This is a genomic window from Mannheimia haemolytica (assembly GCA_900638155.1).
In the GTDB taxonomy this organism is placed as follows: Bacteria; Pseudomonadota; Gammaproteobacteria; order Enterobacterales; family Pasteurellaceae; genus Mannheimia; species Mannheimia glucosida.
On record LR134495.1, the window covers coordinates 394,854 to 412,746 of the forward strand.

The 17,893-nt window shown below is 41.6% G+C and carries 23 protein-coding genes; 6 read left to right on the forward strand and 17 right to left on the reverse strand.

The window, feature by feature from the left end:
* The first annotated feature begins 48 nt into the window (after nt 1-48).
* The 3 genes from EL242_RS02105 to EL242_RS02115 are packed head-to-tail and all read left to right on the forward strand — an operon-like array spanning nt 49 to nt 2,928.
* Entirely contained in the window at nt 49-1,710 is a 1,662-nt protein-coding gene (locus EL242_RS02105; protein ID WP_126301316.1) for a bifunctional metallophosphatase/5'-nucleotidase, read from the forward strand.
* A 15-nt stretch (nt 1,711-1,725) separates the two neighbouring features.
* Complete coding sequence (locus EL242_RS02110) at nt 1,726-2,193, forward strand: PTS sugar transporter subunit IIA (protein WP_126301317.1); 468 nt, start codon at nt 1,726-1,728, stop codon at nt 2,191-2,193.
* 54 nt (nt 2,194-2,247) lie between these two features.
* Nucleotides 2,248-2,928: a 3-keto-L-gulonate-6-phosphate decarboxylase UlaD gene (locus EL242_RS02115; RefSeq protein ID WP_126301318.1), complete on the forward strand. Its 681-nt coding sequence runs from the start codon at nt 2,248-2,250 to the stop codon at nt 2,926-2,928.
* Nucleotides 2,929-3,006: 78 nt separating this feature from the next.
* Here the strand turns inward: EL242_RS02115 and EL242_RS02120 are convergent, their stop codons facing one another.
* From EL242_RS02120 to EL242_RS02145, 6 genes are all read right to left on the reverse strand, one after another.
* Nucleotides 3,007-4,149 (reverse strand): glycerate kinase, encoded by a 1,143-nt coding sequence (locus tag EL242_RS02120; protein ID WP_126301319.1) that lies wholly within the window; start codon nt 4,147-4,149, stop codon nt 3,007-3,009.
* Nucleotides 4,150-4,158: 9 nt separating this feature from the next.
* Complete coding sequence (locus EL242_RS02125) at nt 4,159-5,538, reverse strand: GntP family permease (protein WP_126301320.1); 1,380 nt, start codon at nt 5,536-5,538, stop codon at nt 4,159-4,161.
* 121 nt (nt 5,539-5,659) lie between these two features.
* Entirely contained in the window at nt 5,660-6,754 is a 1,095-nt protein-coding gene (locus tag EL242_RS02130) for a CdaR family transcriptional regulator (protein WP_126301321.1), read from the reverse strand.
* A gap of 115 nt (nt 6,755-6,869) precedes the next feature.
* A complete protein-coding gene (locus tag EL242_RS02135; protein ID WP_126301322.1) occupies nt 6,870-7,322 on the reverse strand; it encodes a DUF302 domain-containing protein in 453 nt (150 codons plus the stop codon).
* Between the two features lie 20 nt (nt 7,323-7,342).
* On the reverse strand, nt 7,343-8,095 hold the full coding sequence (locus EL242_RS02140; protein WP_006249353.1) for an esterase family protein: 753 nt from the start codon (nt 8,093-8,095) through the stop codon (nt 7,343-7,345).
* A gap of 10 nt (nt 8,096-8,105) precedes the next feature.
* Nucleotides 8,106-9,290, reverse strand: coding sequence for an ATP-grasp domain-containing protein (locus EL242_RS02145; protein ID WP_126301323.1), 1,185 nt, complete (start codon nt 9,288-9,290; stop codon nt 8,106-8,108).
* A 290-nt stretch (nt 9,291-9,580) separates the two neighbouring features.
* Here EL242_RS02145 and EL242_RS02150 point away from each other — a divergent pair, with 290 nt between their 5' ends.
* Both EL242_RS02150 and EL242_RS02155 read left to right on the forward strand, forming a co-directional pair.
* Nucleotides 9,581-10,012, forward strand: coding sequence for a PAS domain-containing protein (locus EL242_RS02150; RefSeq protein ID WP_126301324.1), 432 nt, complete (start codon nt 9,581-9,583; stop codon nt 10,010-10,012).
* A gap of 70 nt (nt 10,013-10,082) precedes the next feature.
* Nucleotides 10,083-11,639, forward strand: a complete 1,557-nt coding sequence (locus EL242_RS02155; protein ID WP_126301325.1) for a sulfite reductase flavoprotein subunit alpha — start codon at nt 10,083-10,085, stop codon at nt 11,637-11,639.
* 57 nt (nt 11,640-11,696) lie between these two features.
* On the opposite strand, the gene rpsQ is transcribed toward EL242_RS02155, so the two are convergent.
* The 11 genes from rpsQ to rpsJ are packed head-to-tail and all read right to left on the reverse strand — an operon-like array spanning nt 11,697 to nt 16,671.
* On the reverse strand, nt 11,697-11,954 hold the full coding sequence (rpsQ, locus tag EL242_RS02160) for a 30S ribosomal protein S17 (protein WP_006249356.1): 258 nt from the start codon (nt 11,952-11,954) through the stop codon (nt 11,697-11,699).
* Complete coding sequence (gene rpmC, locus EL242_RS02165) at nt 11,954-12,145, reverse strand: 50S ribosomal protein L29 (protein WP_005711179.1); 192 nt, start codon at nt 12,143-12,145, stop codon at nt 11,954-11,956. The genes rpsQ and rpmC overlap by 1 nt, the downstream gene beginning before the upstream one ends.
* Entirely contained in the window at nt 12,145-12,555 is a 411-nt protein-coding gene (gene rplP, locus EL242_RS02170) for a 50S ribosomal protein L16 (RefSeq protein ID WP_006249357.1), read from the reverse strand. Before rplP ends, rpmC begins: the two co-directional genes overlap by 1 nt.
* A gap of 13 nt (nt 12,556-12,568) precedes the next feature.
* Nucleotides 12,569-13,276 carry a 30S ribosomal protein S3 gene (gene rpsC / locus EL242_RS02175; RefSeq protein WP_006249358.1) on the reverse strand — a complete coding sequence of 236 codons (708 nt, stop codon included), beginning with the start codon at nt 13,274-13,276 and terminating at the stop codon, nt 12,569-12,571.
* Nucleotides 13,277-13,295: 19 nt separating this feature from the next.
* Nucleotides 13,296-13,628: a 50S ribosomal protein L22 gene (gene rplV / locus EL242_RS02180; RefSeq protein WP_006249359.1), complete on the reverse strand. Its 333-nt coding sequence runs from the start codon at nt 13,626-13,628 to the stop codon at nt 13,296-13,298.
* A gap of 10 nt (nt 13,629-13,638) precedes the next feature.
* Entirely contained in the window at nt 13,639-13,914 is a 276-nt protein-coding gene (gene rpsS, locus EL242_RS02185) for a 30S ribosomal protein S19 (protein WP_005539416.1), read from the reverse strand.
* 30 nt (nt 13,915-13,944) lie between these two features.
* On the reverse strand, nt 13,945-14,766 hold the full coding sequence (rplB, locus tag EL242_RS02190; RefSeq protein WP_006249360.1) for a 50S ribosomal protein L2: 822 nt from the start codon (nt 14,764-14,766) through the stop codon (nt 13,945-13,947).
* Nucleotides 14,767-14,784: 18 nt separating this feature from the next.
* Nucleotides 14,785-15,090 (reverse strand): 50S ribosomal protein L23, encoded by a 306-nt coding sequence (gene rplW / locus EL242_RS02195; RefSeq protein WP_006249361.1) that lies wholly within the window; start codon nt 15,088-15,090, stop codon nt 14,785-14,787.
* Nucleotides 15,087-15,689, reverse strand: coding sequence for a 50S ribosomal protein L4 (gene rplD, locus EL242_RS02200; RefSeq protein WP_006251166.1), 603 nt, complete (start codon nt 15,687-15,689; stop codon nt 15,087-15,089). The genes rplW and rplD overlap by 4 nt, the downstream gene beginning before the upstream one ends.
* A 15-nt stretch (nt 15,690-15,704) precedes the next feature.
* Nucleotides 15,705-16,334 carry a 50S ribosomal protein L3 gene (gene rplC, locus EL242_RS02205; RefSeq protein WP_006249363.1) on the reverse strand — a complete coding sequence of 210 codons (630 nt, stop codon included), beginning with the start codon at nt 16,332-16,334 and terminating at the stop codon, nt 15,705-15,707.
* Nucleotides 16,335-16,359: 25 nt separating this feature from the next.
* Nucleotides 16,360-16,671 (reverse strand): 30S ribosomal protein S10, encoded by a 312-nt coding sequence (gene rpsJ, locus EL242_RS02210; protein ID WP_001181005.1) that lies wholly within the window; start codon nt 16,669-16,671, stop codon nt 16,360-16,362.
* A 443-nt stretch (nt 16,672-17,114) separates the two neighbouring features.
* Between rpsJ and EL242_RS02215 the strand changes: the two genes are divergently transcribed.
* Complete coding sequence (locus tag EL242_RS02215; RefSeq protein ID WP_021280505.1) at nt 17,115-17,756, forward strand: TfoX/Sxy family DNA transformation protein; 642 nt, start codon at nt 17,115-17,117, stop codon at nt 17,754-17,756.
* Nucleotides 17,757-17,893: the final 137 nt, after the last annotated feature.

The window sequence follows — 17,893 nt, forward strand, 5'->3', positions numbered from 1 at the left end:
TATGCTAAAGATTGTAAAAACTCACTTCATCAAACGAGGAATTATCCAATGAAAAAAATCTTATCCACCCTGTTTATGCTCTCTGCGGTTAGCGTTGCCGTTGCCAAAGAGGTAAACATTAAACTGCTTGGTACTTCAGATGTTCACGGACGTGTTGTGCCGTGGAGCTACGGGGCAGACGTGGAAGACAAATCCGGCTCGTTCGCCCAAATCGCAACCTATGTCAAAGAGGTGCGAGCCAACCACAAAAACGTGTTGCTGTTTGATATTGGCGATGCGATTCAAGACAACCAAGTCGAAGAGTTCGCTAAAACCTTAGACAAAGCGAAAAACAACCCCGTGCCGAAAGTGCTGAATGCGATGAATTACGACATCTTCATTCTCGGTAACCACGAATTTAACTTCGGAATGCCGAATTTAGATGCAATTTTAAAAGACATCAACGCCAAAATTCTCACTGCCAACTTCTATCACAAAGACGGCAAACGCTACGTTGAGCCAACCACTATCATTGAGCGTGAGGGCGTGAAACTTGGGATTATCGGCTTAACCACCCCAATGTCTGCTATTTTTGAAAAAGACACCGGTCATTTAGACGCAATGAAGTTCACTTCGCCGATTGAAGAGGCGAAAACCCAAATCGCCGATCTCAAAGCCAAAGGCGTGGACGCTATTATCGTGCTGGCACATATGGGAATTGAGAACGAAAACAACATTCCCGACACCGGCGTGGCGGATTTAGTGAATGCGGTGGACGGCATTGATGTGATTATCGCCGGCCATATGCATAAAGATGTGCCGAGTGAAACCATCAAAAATACCCTGATTACCGAACCGCACCGCTACGGCACTGTGGTTTCCGAAGTTGATCTTGCCTTTGATGTGAATGACAAAGGTGAAGTAAAACTACTTTCTAAAACCGCTAAAACCGTACCGGTGAAGAAACTCGCAAGCGATCCGGAAATCGAAAAAATTTACCAACCGTATCACGATGAACTGCGTGCCTTAAACAACGTCAAAATCGGTGAAACTGCACAAGATTTAATCCCACAAGGCAAAAATCACGGTGTATCGATTGCTTTCTCGCAAGACACCGGAATGTCCTCATTGATCCACGATGTACAACAACATTACAGCGGTGCAGATGTAGTGAGTTTTGCATTTGACTACGAAACCGTGCGTTTAGACAAAGGCGACATCAAGAAAAAAGACATCATCTACAACTACCGCTATGCGGGTGGCGATGTGAGCGTGTATGAGCTAACCGGCAAACAGCTGAAACAGTATATGGAATGGTCATCGGACTACTTCGACACCATTCAAGCCGGTGACAAAGACTACCGCTACAACGAAGTACGGGGTAAATCTAAATACGTTACCTTCGACCTATTCGGCGGCGTAAGCTACAACATCGACCTACGCAATCCAAGCGGTAGCAAAATTGTCGATCTAAAACTGGCGAACGGCAGCCCAATCACCGATGACGGCAAATACAAAGTGGGAATGAACTCCTACCGCTTTGGTCAGCTCACCAAAAAAGGCGGCATCTGGGAAGGACAACAGATCCCCGTGATTTGGGAATCCAAAGTCGCCATGGGGGCTGAAAAAGGCACAATCCAAAATATGCTGATTGATTACATCACCAACGTCAAAGGCGGAAAAATCGAAGGCAAATCGCATAACCGCTGGGCGATTATCGGCTTAAATTAACGAAAGGGAAACACTATGAACTTAAAACAATCTCTTATTGAAAATAACTCTATTTTGCTCAATCAATCGGCGGCGAATTGGGAAGACGCAATCAAAATCGGCACTGATTTATTAGTTAAAGCCGGCACGATTGAACCACGTTATTACGACAATATTATCAGTAAAATCAAAGAGATGGGGCCTTATATTATTCTTGCACCGGGCTTGGCAATGCCTCACGCTCGCCCAGAAGAAGGCGTAATTAAAACCTCTTTCGCTTTGGTGACTTTTGACACCCCGATTTATTTTGAGGGCGAAGATGAGCCGGTTCACGTTATGCTAACCCTTGCAGGGAGTGACTCTGATCAGCATATGCAAGGCTTGGTAGAAATCACCCAAGTGCTAGATGACCCAGAGAGCGACACAGGTGTTGATTTAGATAAAATCCGCCGCTGTAAAACGGCTGAAGAAGTGTATGCAGTAATCGATCAGGCATTAGCCTAATATTCTACAAGCGGTTCAAAAACATCAATATTTTGCAAATAGAGGAATACAACTATGTCCAAACCATTATTACAAATTGCCCTTGACTCTCTTTCGCTGGAAAAAGCGGTGGCGGATGCAAAACAAGCGGAAAACCAAGTCGAAATTATTGAATGCGGTACTATTCTTGCTTTTGCTGAGGGTATGAAAGCCGTTTCTACCTTGCGTGCATTGCACCCAAATCACATTATTGTGTGTGACTTAAAAACCACCGATGGCGGTGCAATTTTAGCCAAAATGGCATTTGAGGCAGGAGCCGACTGGCTCACGGTTTCGGCTGCGGCTCACCCTGCAACCAAAGCGGCTTGCAAAAAAGTAGCGGACGAATTTAACGCCGCTCACCCGGAGCTAAAAGTAAAAAAAGAAATTCAAATTGAAATATACGGCAACTGGACGGTGGAAAAAGATGCCAAAGAGTGGGTAGAATTAGGCGTAACTCAAGCTATTTACCACCGTTCTCGTGATGCTGAACTTGCAGGTAAAGGCTGGACAGCGGAAGATATCGAGTTGATGAAACAACTTTCTGACTTAGGCATTGAAGTTTCCATCACCGGCGGTATCGTACCGGAAGATATTCACCTGTTCAAAGAGATCAAAAACGCTAAAGCCTTTATTGCAGGGCGTGCGTTAGTCGGCGAAAAAGGCAAACAAACTGCCGAAGCGATTCGTGCAGAGATTGATAAATATTGGAACTAATCGAACATTTGAATCCAATAAAAATGGCGTTCTCTCAACCGGAACGCCATTTTCATCTCATTTTTTCTATCCTTTTTTCTATTTTGGGGAAGCGGATATTCTCCATAATCTCGCCACATTTTCAGCAGTTGAAATCAGATTCTCTTTGCCTGATTTTAACACTGTTTCTAAATTGCTGACTTGTCGAATAATCGGAAATACCGCATCTATGCCGTGTTGGTACACCACAGGGTAATCCTCTTTCAATGAGCCAACTATCGCAATCACCGGCTTGCCAAATTGCTTGGCGGTTTTTGCCACCCCAATCGGGGTTTTACCGGCGATAGATTGAGCGTCCATTCGTCCTTCCCCTGTCACTACTAAATCCGCATCGGCAAGTTTCTCGGCAAGATCGGTTGCTTCAAGAATAATTTGCACGCCGGAGCGTAATGTTACATTCGGCAGTAGCAGTAAACCGCCACCCATTCCACCGGCTGCACCGGCACCGGCTTTCTCGGCAATCTCAATGCCTAATTGGGATTTCACGGTTTCGGCAAAATGCAACAGGGCGTAGTCGAGCGTTTCAACCATCTCCAGTGTAGCTCCTTTCTGCGGTCCAAAAATTGCTGAAGCCCCACGCTCGCCACACAACGGATTATCTACATCGCAAGCGACTTCAAATTCCACTTGCTTTAAGCGTAAATCCAAACCGCTTAAATCAATCTGCTGAATTTGGCTTAACGCTTCGCCGCCAAAACTAATTTCCCGCTGTTCGGCATTTAGGAATGTCGCCCCTAAGGCTTGTAGCATTCCAACACCGCAATCGTTAGTCGCACTGCCGCCAATGCCGAGAATGATTTTTTCCACCCCTAAATCTAAGGCAGCTTTAATTAACTGCCCCGTGCCATAGCTGGTGGTAATCAGCGGATTTCGTAGCTCCATTGGCACTAAATGCAAGCCACTTGCTGCTGCCATTTCAATAAAGGCGGTTTTTTGATCCCCCGACAAGCCGAAAAAGCCCTCTACCTCATTTGCAAGCGGTGCAATTACGCTGATTTTTTGCAAACTGCCGTGAGTCGCATCAATCAGCGACTGTACCGAGCCTTCGCCACCGTCTGCCATCGGCACAAGCTGATACTCCGCTTCAGGAAAAACACGGGCAAATCCCTGTTGAATTGCTTGAGCCACCTCTAATGCGGTTAAGCTCTCTTTAAATGAATCTGGTGCGATCACAATTTTCATCGTCAATCCTTACAGTAAAATCAATGAAAGTAGATAAACCGTGAGCATTCCCGTCACGCCCATAATGAAAGTTAGGGTAGTTTGCGTACGGTAGCCTTGTTGCGGAGTCAGTTTGGTAAAGTTTGTCACCACCCAGTAGTAACTGTCATTGGCGTGGGAAACGCACATTGAGCCGGCCGCAATCGCCATTACAGTTAAGGCTGCCGCCATTTCACTGGTTAGCCCTAAGGCATTCATTAATGAGTCCGGTGCGTTGAACATTCCCATAATGGAGGCGGTGGTGATAATTGCCACCGTTGAGCTGCCTTGTGCGGTTTTTAAAATCGCCGAAATCAGGAATGGAAAGAAAATCCCCGCAGTGCTGATAATGTGGGCGTTTTGTTTGATGTAATCCACAAAGCCGGCTTGGGTAATCACGTTGCCTAGCACGCCACCGGCAGCAGTAATAAAGAGAATTGGGCCGACTAATTTCAGGGTGTCATTGGTTAAGCTGTCAAATTCTGCCATTTTATCGCTAGAAACAAGTAGGAAAATAGCGAAGATTACCCCAATCGCTAAGGCAATAATCGGGTTGCCGACAAATTGTAAGAATACACCGAAATCGCCACTTACGCCGACAATTTTGGCAATCGAGCCGATAGCCATTAAGAGAATCGGCATAAAAATCGGGACAAGGCTTAAAAAACCGCTCGGTAATTTACCATATTGTTTAATCAGATCTTCATAGCTTTGGCTGATCACCTGATCCGCTTGTGCCTCTTCCGCCACGCTCACTCGTTTACCGATATATTTGGCGAAGAAGTAGCTGGCAATCAACACAGGAATCGAGACCACAAAGCCCATTCCGATAACAAGCAGTAGATTATGGCTTAAACCAACAGCACCGGCTGCCGCAATTGGACCCGGTGTCGGCGGAATAAAGACGTGGGAGGCATATAAACCGGCACTTAATGCCACCGCCATTCCCACCGGATTGGCAAGAATTTTTTTGCGAATGGCTTCTCGAATTGGGTTTAATACCACAAAGCCGCTGTCACAAAACACCGGAATGCCGACCACCCAGCCCATAATCAACACTGCCAGCTCAGGGCGTTTTTGCCCTACCACTTTCACCACCATATCGGCTAATTTGAGGGCAGCTCCGGTTTTTTCTAAAATCGTGCCGATAATCGCCCCAAAAATAATTACGATACCGATGCTTTTGAAGGTATTACTAAACCCTTCGCCCACAATAGACGGAATTTTCGCCAGCGGTAAACCGGCAACAAGAGCTAATGCGAGTGAAATCGACATTAAAGCTAAGAACGGGTGAACTTTCCACTTCGCAATCATATAAATCATAATGATGATGGCGACCAGAAAGGTCAGAATAAGTGCAATACCTGACATAATAAGTCTCCTCATTGTAGAAAAATCAACCTATTATTCGGTATTTATCGGTAAAAATCTTTAGAGAAATTTGCAAAAAATTTGTTAAAAATGACCGCTTGTTTGTATATTTCTACAATTTTTAAGACAGAACTGCTCCAAGATACAACACAAATTTTTGCTCTATATTATTGAAAGATAAGCCGGTTATCTGCTCGATCTTCTCTAAACGATAACGTAGCGTATTTGGGTGAATGAACAATTTCTTGGCAGCGTGATCCAGATCACAATTTGCGAAAAAATAGTAACGCAGACTTTTCAGCAACACCTGTTTTTTGTCGGAAACCAGCAAGGTTTGGAACGGCGAAAGCAAGGTTTTCGCTTCCCAAGAATGACTAAAACGATGCAAGAGAGCCGGCAGTTTGAAATCCTCAAAATGAATAATCTGCTTACGGCTTTGGATCTGCTCGGCATAATTGAGGGTATGGCAGGCGGTTTGGTAGGAAATATGGGTTTGCGATAAATTTTCGACAGCCAGCCCGACTACGGTTTTGAAGGAAATATCCGAATCGTTAAGTTTGTTTAGGGTATTGCGGATTAACGATTTTTCGTTGGATAAATGGTTCAGCAAGGCAATTTTATCTAACCCAATCACGGCGGTGAGTAGGCTCGGAAAATGGTGGTCGAAAAAATCAATCAGGCGTTGGAGTTTTTCCGCAGTAGAGCTGTGAATTTTAATCACCATTACCGACAGCGGTTTTGCAAAATCTTGCCCGAAAAAGACCGCCTGTTGCCGGATTTCCGCTGAGTTTAGGCTACCTTTGAGCAAAGCACGCACAAACTCTTCCCGATAGCGGCGTTGCCAACGCTCCTGCTCCAACTCAAACGCTTGTTGCATAATCAGCTCCGCCGCCATTTTCACCAGTTGAGCATATTGGCGAACTTGTTGCGGCTGCCCTGAAATCCCAACTACACCAATGGTTGAGCCTAAATAGTGAAGCGGTAAGTTAATGCCCACTTTCACTTCATCACACCACTGTTTTGCAAGATTTTCATCAATTTCGACCGCTTGATCGTTGCGTAACGCAATCACCGCTCCTGTGTGTCGTTGTCCGATACGAGCGACATCACCGGAGGCAATAATCACGCCTTCGTTATCCATCACATTAACGGAGTTGGGAATAATCTGCATTGTGCGTTTAACGATACGCTCGGCAATAGCTTGGTTAAGTTTCATTATATGATTCCTACTCATTAGCTAAGTATCACCCAATACTATGAAAAATCCCTCTCTCGAGGGATTTGCAAATTATCTACGCTTCCACTTCCTGAGAATAGATCATAGCGTGAAGTTATTTTGCCACAGTCGCTTGAATCAGTTTTTCCGCTTTGGCAAGGTTGTTTTCTACATCGGCATAATCGGTATTAGCGTGAGCCACCACTTGATCGGCACGATTTAACATTACTTCTACCTTGCCCTTGTTCGGTTCGGTAATTAACACTTTTAATGGCAATTGTAATGCTAACATCGGATCTTTCACCATTAATGGCGTGCCGGCTTTCGGCGTGCCATAAACCAGCACGGTTGCCGGTTGCATTTCTAAGCCGGCTTGTTTCGCAGCCGCTTGGTGATCGATTTCGGCAAAAATCGTCATTCCTTTTTCTTTTAAAGTGTTAGATAAGGTGGTCACTGTGGTTTCGAAATCAAACTTGCTTTCAAATACCATTGGTTTAACGTCAGCAATATCTGCCATTGCCACGCTGCTCATTGCTAATGCAGAAACTGCGACTGCTTTTAAGTTCATTTCTTTTCTCCTCAAATAGATTAAATAATCCCTTGTTCTTCCAACTTGCCTAAGAAATAAGGCATTTGTTTACGCCAAGTCGGCCAGTCGTGGTCAATATCAAAGCCCCAGTAGTCAAACCAAGCATCGATCCCCTTTGCGTTAAAAGCCTCTTGTAATCGGCGGGTATCTTCAATATGCTGTTCTTCCCACGCGCCTTGTCCGACGGCAATCACATAGTGGTTTTGACGGTAGCGGTCTAAGAACCAATCGTCATTTTGACCCCATACATAATCAATCGGCGAGTTAAAATAAACCGCTTTATCGCCATAAAACTCACCACTGAAAAAGCGAGCGTCATAAACACCGCTTAAGGCGATGGCAATATCAAACAGATCCGGGTGGCGTAGGGCAAAGTTTACCGTATGGAATGCCCCCATACTGCAACCGGTGGCAATCATCGTGCCGTTCCAGTGCGATTCGTGGCGGATTAACGGCACCAGCTCGTGAATAATGTAACGGTCGTAAGCATTATGAGCTAATGCCATATCGTGTCCGGATTTATGTTTGGATAACCAAGATTCCGCATCGTAAGAATCAGGCGTGTAAAATTTGATTAAGCCACGTTCAATAAAGGAACGGCACGCCTCAATCATTCCGAAATTGCCATACTCGTTTTCATTGCCGCCGGAGGAGGGGAAAACAATAACCGGTTTACCTGCATGCCCGTAAACATTGAATGACATTTCACGACCTAATTCGCCACTCCAGTGGCTTCTTTTTTCAAAATGCATACTTCACCTCTTACTGTTTCGCTTGTGCAAATTGTGCAATTTCACGCATTTGCTCCATTGTTTCGGTACGGGCTAAAATGCCTTGTTCGCCCATTACTTTGGCAAATACGCCCGGTACGCTTTGCACGCTGATAATATTGCCGGCAAATTTCTCACAAACAGCTTCAATCGAATTCACATAATTTTGGTTTGCCTTGCGGGAAATATAAACCACGTTCCAAGGGTGCTGAATATCGGCATAGAATTTGTTTTCTTTCACAATATTGGCAAATTCACGGAACACATCGAAATCGTTGGCGTAGTTCCACATATCAATAGTTAAGCCACCCGGCGGACGGCAGTTGATTTCGAGTGGTAACAACTCTTCTTTTTTGCTCCCTTTAACACGGAAGAACTCAAAATGGAAAAAACGCTCTTTTACGTTAAAGGCTTTCACACATTGTTTGCCCATTTCCACTAATTTTGGCGAAATTTCACGTGGGACATAGTAGAACATATCGCCATCTTTTGAAACGGTATCCAATACCGCTTCTGAATATTCAAGGCTAGAGTAGAAAACGATGTTGCCCTCTTTATCGGTTAAGCCGTCAAAAGTAATAATATCGCCGTCAATAAACTCTTCCATAATATATTCAACCGTTGGCGTTTTATAACCGAAGAAAGCTTCTAGCTCTTCCGCCGTTTTGATTTTGTAAGTATCGCTCGCCCCAACCCCTGAATTTGGCTTGATGATTACCGGGAATTTAAGCTGTTTTGCCAATTTACGGGCATCTTCATCATCTTTAAACACACGCCCTTGTGCCACTTTCAAACCAGTTTTGCGGAATACCTCTTTCATTTGGGCTTTGGTTTTAATTGAGAGCATATCATCGCTCTTATAACCAAACACATTGAAATCGGTACGCAATTTCGCATCTAACTCCAGCCAATATTCATTGTGCGATTCAATGCGGTCAATTCGCCCGTATTTATGGGCAAAGTACGCGACCGCACGATAAACTTGTTCGTAATCTTCCATATTATCTACACGATAATATTCAGTCAGGGAATGACGCAGATTTTCGCTCAATGATTCATAAGGGGCATCTGCAACTCCCAATGTATTAAAACCGGCTTCGCGTAAACGCACCGCAAAGGTTTCAAAATTGGTTGGGAAGTGAGGGGAAATCATCACAAAATTTAGAGGTTTGGACATAAGTTTTCCTTTCGAGTTTGCATATTATTAAAATGATTAGAATAGATTTTAGGCTAAATTTATTAATTTTCAAAATGTATTCACACAAGCAATAATTTTTACAATAAATTAACTTTTATAAAAACTCAATTTAACATCAGAATAAATCGTATAAATTTAGTCAGGTATTTTTACAAAAAAACCATATTTATGATTTACATTAATATTTCCATCTATTATCCTAAATATGTTGTCAGTATTTATACTGATAAACACATAACAAAATTCATTTATATTAATGGAGATTCAACATGGCTGAACAAATTGTTCCTTCAAATGAAGCTGTTTTAAAAGCAGTCCACGATACTTTAGTTATTTCAACAACTGATTTACAAGGTGTTATTACTTACGCTAACGACCTTTTCTGCAAATTAACCGGTTTTACCCGTGAAGAATTAATTGGACAACCGCATAATATCGTACGCCACCCAGCTGTACCAAAAGAAGTTTATAAAGATATGTGGGATACAATCCAAGCCGGTAAAATCTGGACAGGTATCGTACCAAACTGCGGTAAAGGCGGTGTAGTTTATGTGGTTGATACCACCGTTCAACCAATGTTTGATGAAGCGGGCAAAATTACAGGCTACATCAGCGTTCGCCGTGTAATTAACGATTTAATGACCAACTTTGAAGCAGTAGAATCAGCAAAAGAAATCTTTGATGACTTCTACGGTGAATAATTAAAAAACAATGATTGCGTGTAAAAGATGATCTCTTTTACACGCAATTTTTTATTTTCGAGGAGTTTGTATGTCTCTCATTCCCCATATCCACATTGCTTATGGTTCGGAGTCTGGTAACGCAGAAAAGCTTGCCCAACAATTAGCTCTCCAACCCTTTTTACTTCCCTACTCGCCCACACTTTCTACATTAAATGAAACCGATTTAAGCCAATTATCTCCCAAGAGTTTATTGCTTATTGTAACCAGCTCCTTTGGTGATGGCGAACCGCCGGAAAACGCCGATGAATTTACAGAAAAGTTGGAAAATTTGACCGCTTGTAATCTGCAATATGCGATATTCGGGCTGGGTGATATTACTTACGATAAATTCTGTGGCTATAGCAAACAATTAGATGCATTATTACAACAAAAACAAGCGAAAGCAGTAATTGCAAGGGTTGATGCCGATTTAAACTATCAAGAAATTTTTAAACAATGGCTACCGTTAGTGGAGCAGGCATTGCATTCAACAAACGACGAAACCATTCAACATTCACTTTCTGTTCAAGCTTACGGCGAGGAAATGGCATACCAAGCAGAAGTGTTGGAAATTAAGCATTTGGCAAACTCAAGCCCTGCGGTGTATCATATTCGTTTATCATTAAAAGAGAGCGGTATTTTCTATCAAGCAGGGGATTTAATTTATGTCAAAGTGCAGCAACCGGACAGACTATTAAACGAATACGCAGAATGGTTTAACGATCAAAATGCAGTTGCATTACTACGCCATAAAGAACTCCGACTACTAAGTAAAAATGTACTGCGTGATATTCAAAAAATTTGCGGCAGTAATGAACTCAAAGATTTAACTAAAATTTCCAATAAAAAAGCATTGGAACAATATGTCTATGGGCGGGATTTATTAGACGTATTACGCGATTTTGACCCAAACAAAAGCGTGACATTAGCCGATTTAGAGCCAATTTTATCTAACTTAGCCGCACGAGCCTATTCAATTAGCTCTTGCGGTAAAACTCACCCTGATTATGTTGATTTATGTATCCGCCACGTTTCGTATCATTTAAACGGTAGAGATTATCAAGGGACTGCAAGTGGGTATTTATCCGAATTACAAGCGGGCGATTTTGTCTCGATTTTTGCAAATGCCAATCCGAATTTCCGTTTACCCGAAACATTAACAGCCCCGGTGGTGATGATTGGCTCAGGTACTGGCATTGCTCCGCATATCGCATTTTTACAAGCGTTAGAGCAGCAATATCAGGGGGTTGAAAGCTATTTATTCTTCGGCGAGCGTTATCGTGATAAAGATTTTCTGTATCAAACGGAACTGGAAAATTACTTAGCAAAAGGCACCTTAACTCAGCTGTTTACTGCTTTTTCACGTGATCAGGCAGAGAAGTTTTATGTGCAAGATGCCCTATCGCAACAAGCAGAGTTAGTTTGGCATTTAATTCAGCAAGGGGCTTATTTCTATATTTGTGGCAGTAAAGCAATGAGTAAAGCGATAGATGCGGAACTCATCAAAATTGCAGATCAAATCGGAGGAGAGCCTTATGTTGATGATTTCAATAATATTATTGCAAAATTGGTCGCGGAAGGCCGATTAATGCGAGATGTATATTAGAAAATGACAAAAACTAAAAACCCAGCAAAAGCTGGGTTTTTATTTAATCATAGTTCATTAAGCAACAACTGCTTTCTCAACTACACGAACTAAAGTCCAAGATTTAGTTTTTGAAATAGGACGACATTCCTTAATTTCAACAACATCACCTAATTTAGCTTCGTTGTTTTCATCGTGTACATGAAGTTTAGTAGTACGACGGATAAACTTACCGTATAACGGATGTTTAACTGTACGTTCGATAGCAACAACAAATGATTTATCCATTTTGTCGCTAACCACTTTACCTTGTACTGTACGAATTTTATCAGTCATTATTCACCCGCCTTTTCGGTTAATACAGTTTTAACTTGTGCAATACTACGACGCACTTGTTTTAACTGGTGGGTTTGTTGAAGCTGACCGGTGGCTGCTTGCATACGCAATTTGAATTGTTCACCTAAAAGGTTCACTAACTCACCATTCAGCTCTTCAACACTTTTATTACGTAGTTCTTGAGCTTTCATTACATCACCGTCTTAGTTACAAATGTGGTTTTGAACGGAAGTTTAGCTGCCGCCAATGCAAACGCATTGCGTGCAACTTCTTCAGAAACACCATCCATTTCATAGAGAACTTTACCCGGTTGGATTAAGGCTACCCAGTACTCAACGTTACCTTTACCTTTACCCATACGGACTTCTAATGGTTTTTCAGTAATTGGTTTGTCTGGGAACACACGGATCCAGATTTTACCTTGACGTTTAACCGCACGGCTCATCGCACGACGAGCTGCTTCAATTTGACGAGCTGTTAAACGACCACGGCCAATAGCTTTTAAACCAAATGAACCGAAGCTCACTTCTGTGCCACCCGCGATACCACGGTTACGGCCTTTGTGTACTTTACGGAATTTTGTGCGTTTTGGTTGTAACATTCAGTGATTCTCCTTATTTACGACCTTTGCCACGTGGCGCCTTTTTAGGCTGTGCCGCTGGTTCTTTTTCAGATTCAATCACTGCAGCCATTCCACCAAGAATTTCACCTTTGAAGATCCACACTTTTACGCCGATTACGCCGTAAGTAGTGTGAGCTTCAGCAGTACTATAATCGATGTCTGCACGAAGCGTATGTAGAGGTACACGACCTTCACGATACCATTCTGAGCGAGCAATTTCTGCACCACCTAAACGACCGCTAACTTCAACTTTGATACCTTTAGCACCTAATTTCATCGCGTTTTGAACTGCTTTTTTCATTGCACGACGGAACATCACACGACGTTCAAGTTGAGAAGCGATGCTATCTGCGACTAATTTCGCATCTAGCTCTGGTTTTTTCACTTCAGCGATGTTGATTTGAGCTGGAACGCCAGCGATTTTCGCAACTGCGTTGCGTAATTTTTCAACATCTTCACCTTTTTTACCGATAACGATACCCGGGCGAGCTGTGTGAATAGTTACACGAATGCTTTTTGCAGGACGCTCAATAGTGATGCGTGATACAGAAGCGTTCGCTAACTCTTTGTTTAAAAATTTACGTACTTTGAAGTCGCCGTCTAAGTTATCAGCGAAATCTTGTGTATTCGCGAACCAAGTAGAGTTCCAAGGTTTAACAATACCTAGGCGAATACCATTAGGATGTACTTTCTGACCCATTTGTTATTCTCCTACTTAATTAACGATCTGACACAACCACAGTGATGTGGCTTGTACGTTTTAAAATACGATCTGCACGACCTTTTGCACGTGGCATTACACGTTTCATGCTTGGACCTTCATCAACGAAGATTTTAGCAACTTTAAGATCATCGACATCTGCACCGTCATTATGCTCTGCGTTTGCAATAGCTGACTCTAATACTTTCTTAACAAGCGTCGCTGCTTTTTTGTTAGTGAAAGTTAAGATTTCTAATGCTACAGAAACTTTTTTACCGCGAATTAAATCAGCAACTAAGCGAGCTTTTTGGGCAGAAGTACGAGCGTAACGATGTTTAGCAATAGTTTCCATCTTTTACCTCTTATTTCTTAGCTTTCTTATCTGCGGCGTGACCGCGGTATGTACGAGTCGGTGCAAATTCACCTAATTTATGACCGATCATTTCGTCGGAAACATAAACAGGAACGTGCTGACGACCATTATGGACTGCGATGGTCAAACCAATCATTGATGGAATGATCATTGAACGACGGGACCAAGTTTTAATTGGTTTTTTATCCCCGCTTTCCACCGCCTTCTCTACCTTCTTCAACAAGTGTAGGTCAAGGAAAGGACCTTTCTTGAGGGAACGTGGCATTGGTGTTTACCTTTTAGTTAATGAATTAAATTATTTGCCACGACGACGTACGATGAATTTATCAGTACGTTTGTTGTGACGAGTTTTCTTACCTTTGGTTTGAACGCCCCAAGGTGTAACAGGGTGTTTACCGAAGTTACGACCTTCACCACCACCGTGTGGGTGATCTACTGGGTTCATTGCAGTACCACGAACGGTTGGACGAATACCTCTCCAACGGTTTGCACCTGCTTTACCAAGAACGCGAAGCATATGCTCTGAGTTACCTACTTCACCAATGGTTGCAGTACATTCAGCTAATACTTTACGCATTTCGCCTGAACGAAGACGTAAAGTTACATAGTTACCTTCACGGGCAATGATTTGAACGTAAGCACCAGCAGAACGTGCAATTTGACCACCTTTACCAGGTTTTAATTCAACGTTGTGTACAGTTGTACCTACTGGGATGTTACGCATTGGTAATGCGTTACCTACTTTAATCGGAGCTGAAGCACCCGCTTGAATTTGATCACCAGCAGTTAAACCTTTTGGTGCTAAAATATAGCGACGTTCACCATCTTTATAAAGTACTAATGCGATATTCGCAGAACGATTTGGATCGTATTCTAAACGCTCAACAACACCCGGAATGTCTAATTTATTACGTTTAAAATCAATTAAACGGTAGTGTTGTTTGTGACCGCCACCAATGTGACGAGTTGTGATACGACCTAAGTTGTTACGACCACCAGTTTTAGATTTAGTATCTAAAAGTGCTGCAAAAGGTTTACCTTTGTGAAGCTCAGCGTTTACAACTTTAACAACGTGACGACGACCAGCGGAGGTCGGCTTACATTTAACGATAGCCATTTATTTTATCTCCTCTGATTACTCTGCCGCACCTTCAACGAAGTCAAGTGATTGACCTTCTTGAAGAGTTACATAAGCTTTTTTCCAGTCACTACGACGACCAACTTTAGCACCACGGCGTTTAGTTTTACCTTTAACTACTACGGTACGAACAGAATCAACTTTTACTTCAAACAGTTCTTCAACTGCATTTGCAATCTCAACTTTGTTTGCATCTAATGCAACTTTGAATACGATTGTATTGCCTTTTTCTGCGTTGTTTGTCGCTTTTTCAGAGATATGTGGTGCTTTAAGCACGTTTAGCAAACGTTCTTGTTGAATCATGCTAACATCTCCTCAATTTGTTTTACTGCATCTACGGTTACAACCACTTTATCGAAAGCAATTAAGCTAACTGGGTCAATACCTTGCACATCACGCACATCAACTTTATATAAGTTGCGTGCTGCTAAGAATAAATTCTCATCTACGTTTGCAGTAATGATAAGAGCGTCATTTAACGCCATATCTTTTAATTTTTGTGCTAATACTTTAGTTTTTGGTGCATCGATCTCGAATTTCTCAACAACCACTAAACGGTCTTGACGAACTAATTCAGAAAGAATGCTTTTGATTGCACCACGGTACATTTTTTTGTTCACTTTTTGGCTGTGATCTTGTGGTTTCGCAGCAAAAGTTACACCACCCGAACGCCAAATTGGTGATTTAATATCACCAGAACGCGCACGGCCTGTACCTTTTTGACGCCAAGGTTTTTTACCTGAACCAGACACTTCAGCACGAGTTTTTTGAGCACGAGATCCTTGACGAGCACCTGCTGCATAAGCAACAACTACTTGGTGGATTAATGCTTCATTGAACTCACGTCCGAAGGTAGTTTCAGAAACAGTTAGTGCGTTTGCACCTACAACTTGTAATTCCATCTCTATCTCCTAGACTTATGCTTTAACTGCCGGTTTTACGATAACATCACCATTAGTTGCACCAGGAACGGCACCTTTAACTAATAATAATTTACGCTCAACATCTACACGAACAACTTCAAGTGATTGAACGGTTACACGCTCTGCACCTAAGTGTCCTGCCATTTTTTTACCTTTAAACACACGACCTGGAGTTTGGTTTTGACCAATAGAACCAAGTACACGATGTGATAAAGAGTTACCGTGAGTTGCATCTTGAGTACGGAAGTTCCAACGTTTAACACCACCTTGGAAGCCTTTACCTTTTGATGTACCAGTAACATCGACTTTTTTAACATCAGTAAAGATGTCAACATTGATTTCTTGACCTAAAGTGAATTCTTCACCTTCAGTAGTACGAAATTCCCATAAACCGCGTCCAGCTTCAACACCTGCTTTCACGAAATGACCTGCTTCTGGTTTAGTTACACGGCTAGCTTTTTTAGAGCCAGTAGTAACTTGAATTGCAGAGTAGCCATCGTTTTCAAGGGTTTTAACTTGAGTAACACGGTTGGCTTCGATTTCGATAACGGTAACTGGAATAGACACGCCGTCTTCAGTGAAAACGCGGGTCATACCAACTTTACGACCGATTAAACCAATCATTGTAATAACCTCTTAAAATTCCCAATTAACCTAGACTAATCTGAACGTCAACGCCAGCAGCTAGATCTAAACGCATTAATGCATCAACAGTTTTTTCTGTTGGTTCAACAATATCAACTAAACGTTTGTGAGTACGGATTTCATATTGGTCACGTGCATCTTTATTCACGTGTGGAGAAATCAATACAGTGAAACGTTCTTTACGAGTTGGTAAAGGAATTGGACCACGAACTTGTGCACCAGTACGTTTAGCTGTTTCTACGATCTCCGCAGTAGATTGATCAATTAAACGATGATCAAATGCTTTTAAGCGGATACGGATTCTTTGGTTCTGCATTAGACCAGAGCTCCAATTAAAAAATTTAGCTAATAAAAAAACCAAACTACCACTTAACAAATTAGTTAAGGGAGCTCAGTTAAACCTATATAGTTCCAAAATTAGGAACATTGTATACACTACAATATCTGTAGTGCCATTTGATAAATGATTACATCAAATGTCTTTAGATACCTAAAGCTTTGCTATCATACTCGTTTCATTTCCCTTATGCAAGTAATTTTTGTTTTTTATATTGACAATAATTTGATTCGATAAAACTTCTAAAGATACACAATATTTCCAACACTTCATTTGAAGTGGCTCAAATAAATTGTATTTATGCATTTTTTTATTCAAACTTTTCGAGCCACTTCACAAATCTAAAAAATCCTAGTTGAAATTTAATCCATAAGAGTATTTATTATTAAATAAGTTTCATGACCTTACATCGGAGTACATATATGCAAACAATCAATGAAATTAAAGAAGAAATCTACCCTATATTTGAGCCTATCATTGGAACAATTCGGCTAAAAACCTACTTTTCCTACTACGCAGTTTTTAAGGATGGATTGATGATTGCATTGTATCAAAATGGAGCAACTTATTTACGTATTGCGAAAAAAGATATTGAATACATTCGTCAGTATCCTAAAACCTGTATCTTATGCGATGAAAAAATTGGTATACAAAGTAGAAAATTTCATTATATTCCGCAAGTTCTCATAGATGATACACCAAAATTTAGCTCGCTACTCTTTGGAATTATAGAGGAACTCCGAACGGAGAAGTACAAAATAAGCCAAAAGCGAGCTACACAAATCCGAAACCTACCAAATATGAATTTAAAGTTAGAAAGAATGTTGAAAAAAATAGGGATTCATTCCATTCATGATTTTACTCAAGAAGGGTATATGTCAACTTTTATCAAACTGATTCTCCAGGGCTTTGATGTTACCGAAGACTTACTGTTTAAGCTAAACGGGGCCTTAAATCACCAATATATTTATACCTTCACAGATCAACAAAAAAGGGAACTAATGCAAGAAGCAAATCAAGCGCTATATAATTCAGGCCTAAGAAAAAGATTTAACGCCCTGTAGTTAAATAATGTGATCCAAATCATAAAATATAAAAAAACCAATAAGGAATTGCACTTCGCAGTTCCTTTCTTTTTCTTTTATATGCTAGTATCACCTTATACCTCTAAATTATTAGTGCCTACTGATTTTCAATTAAT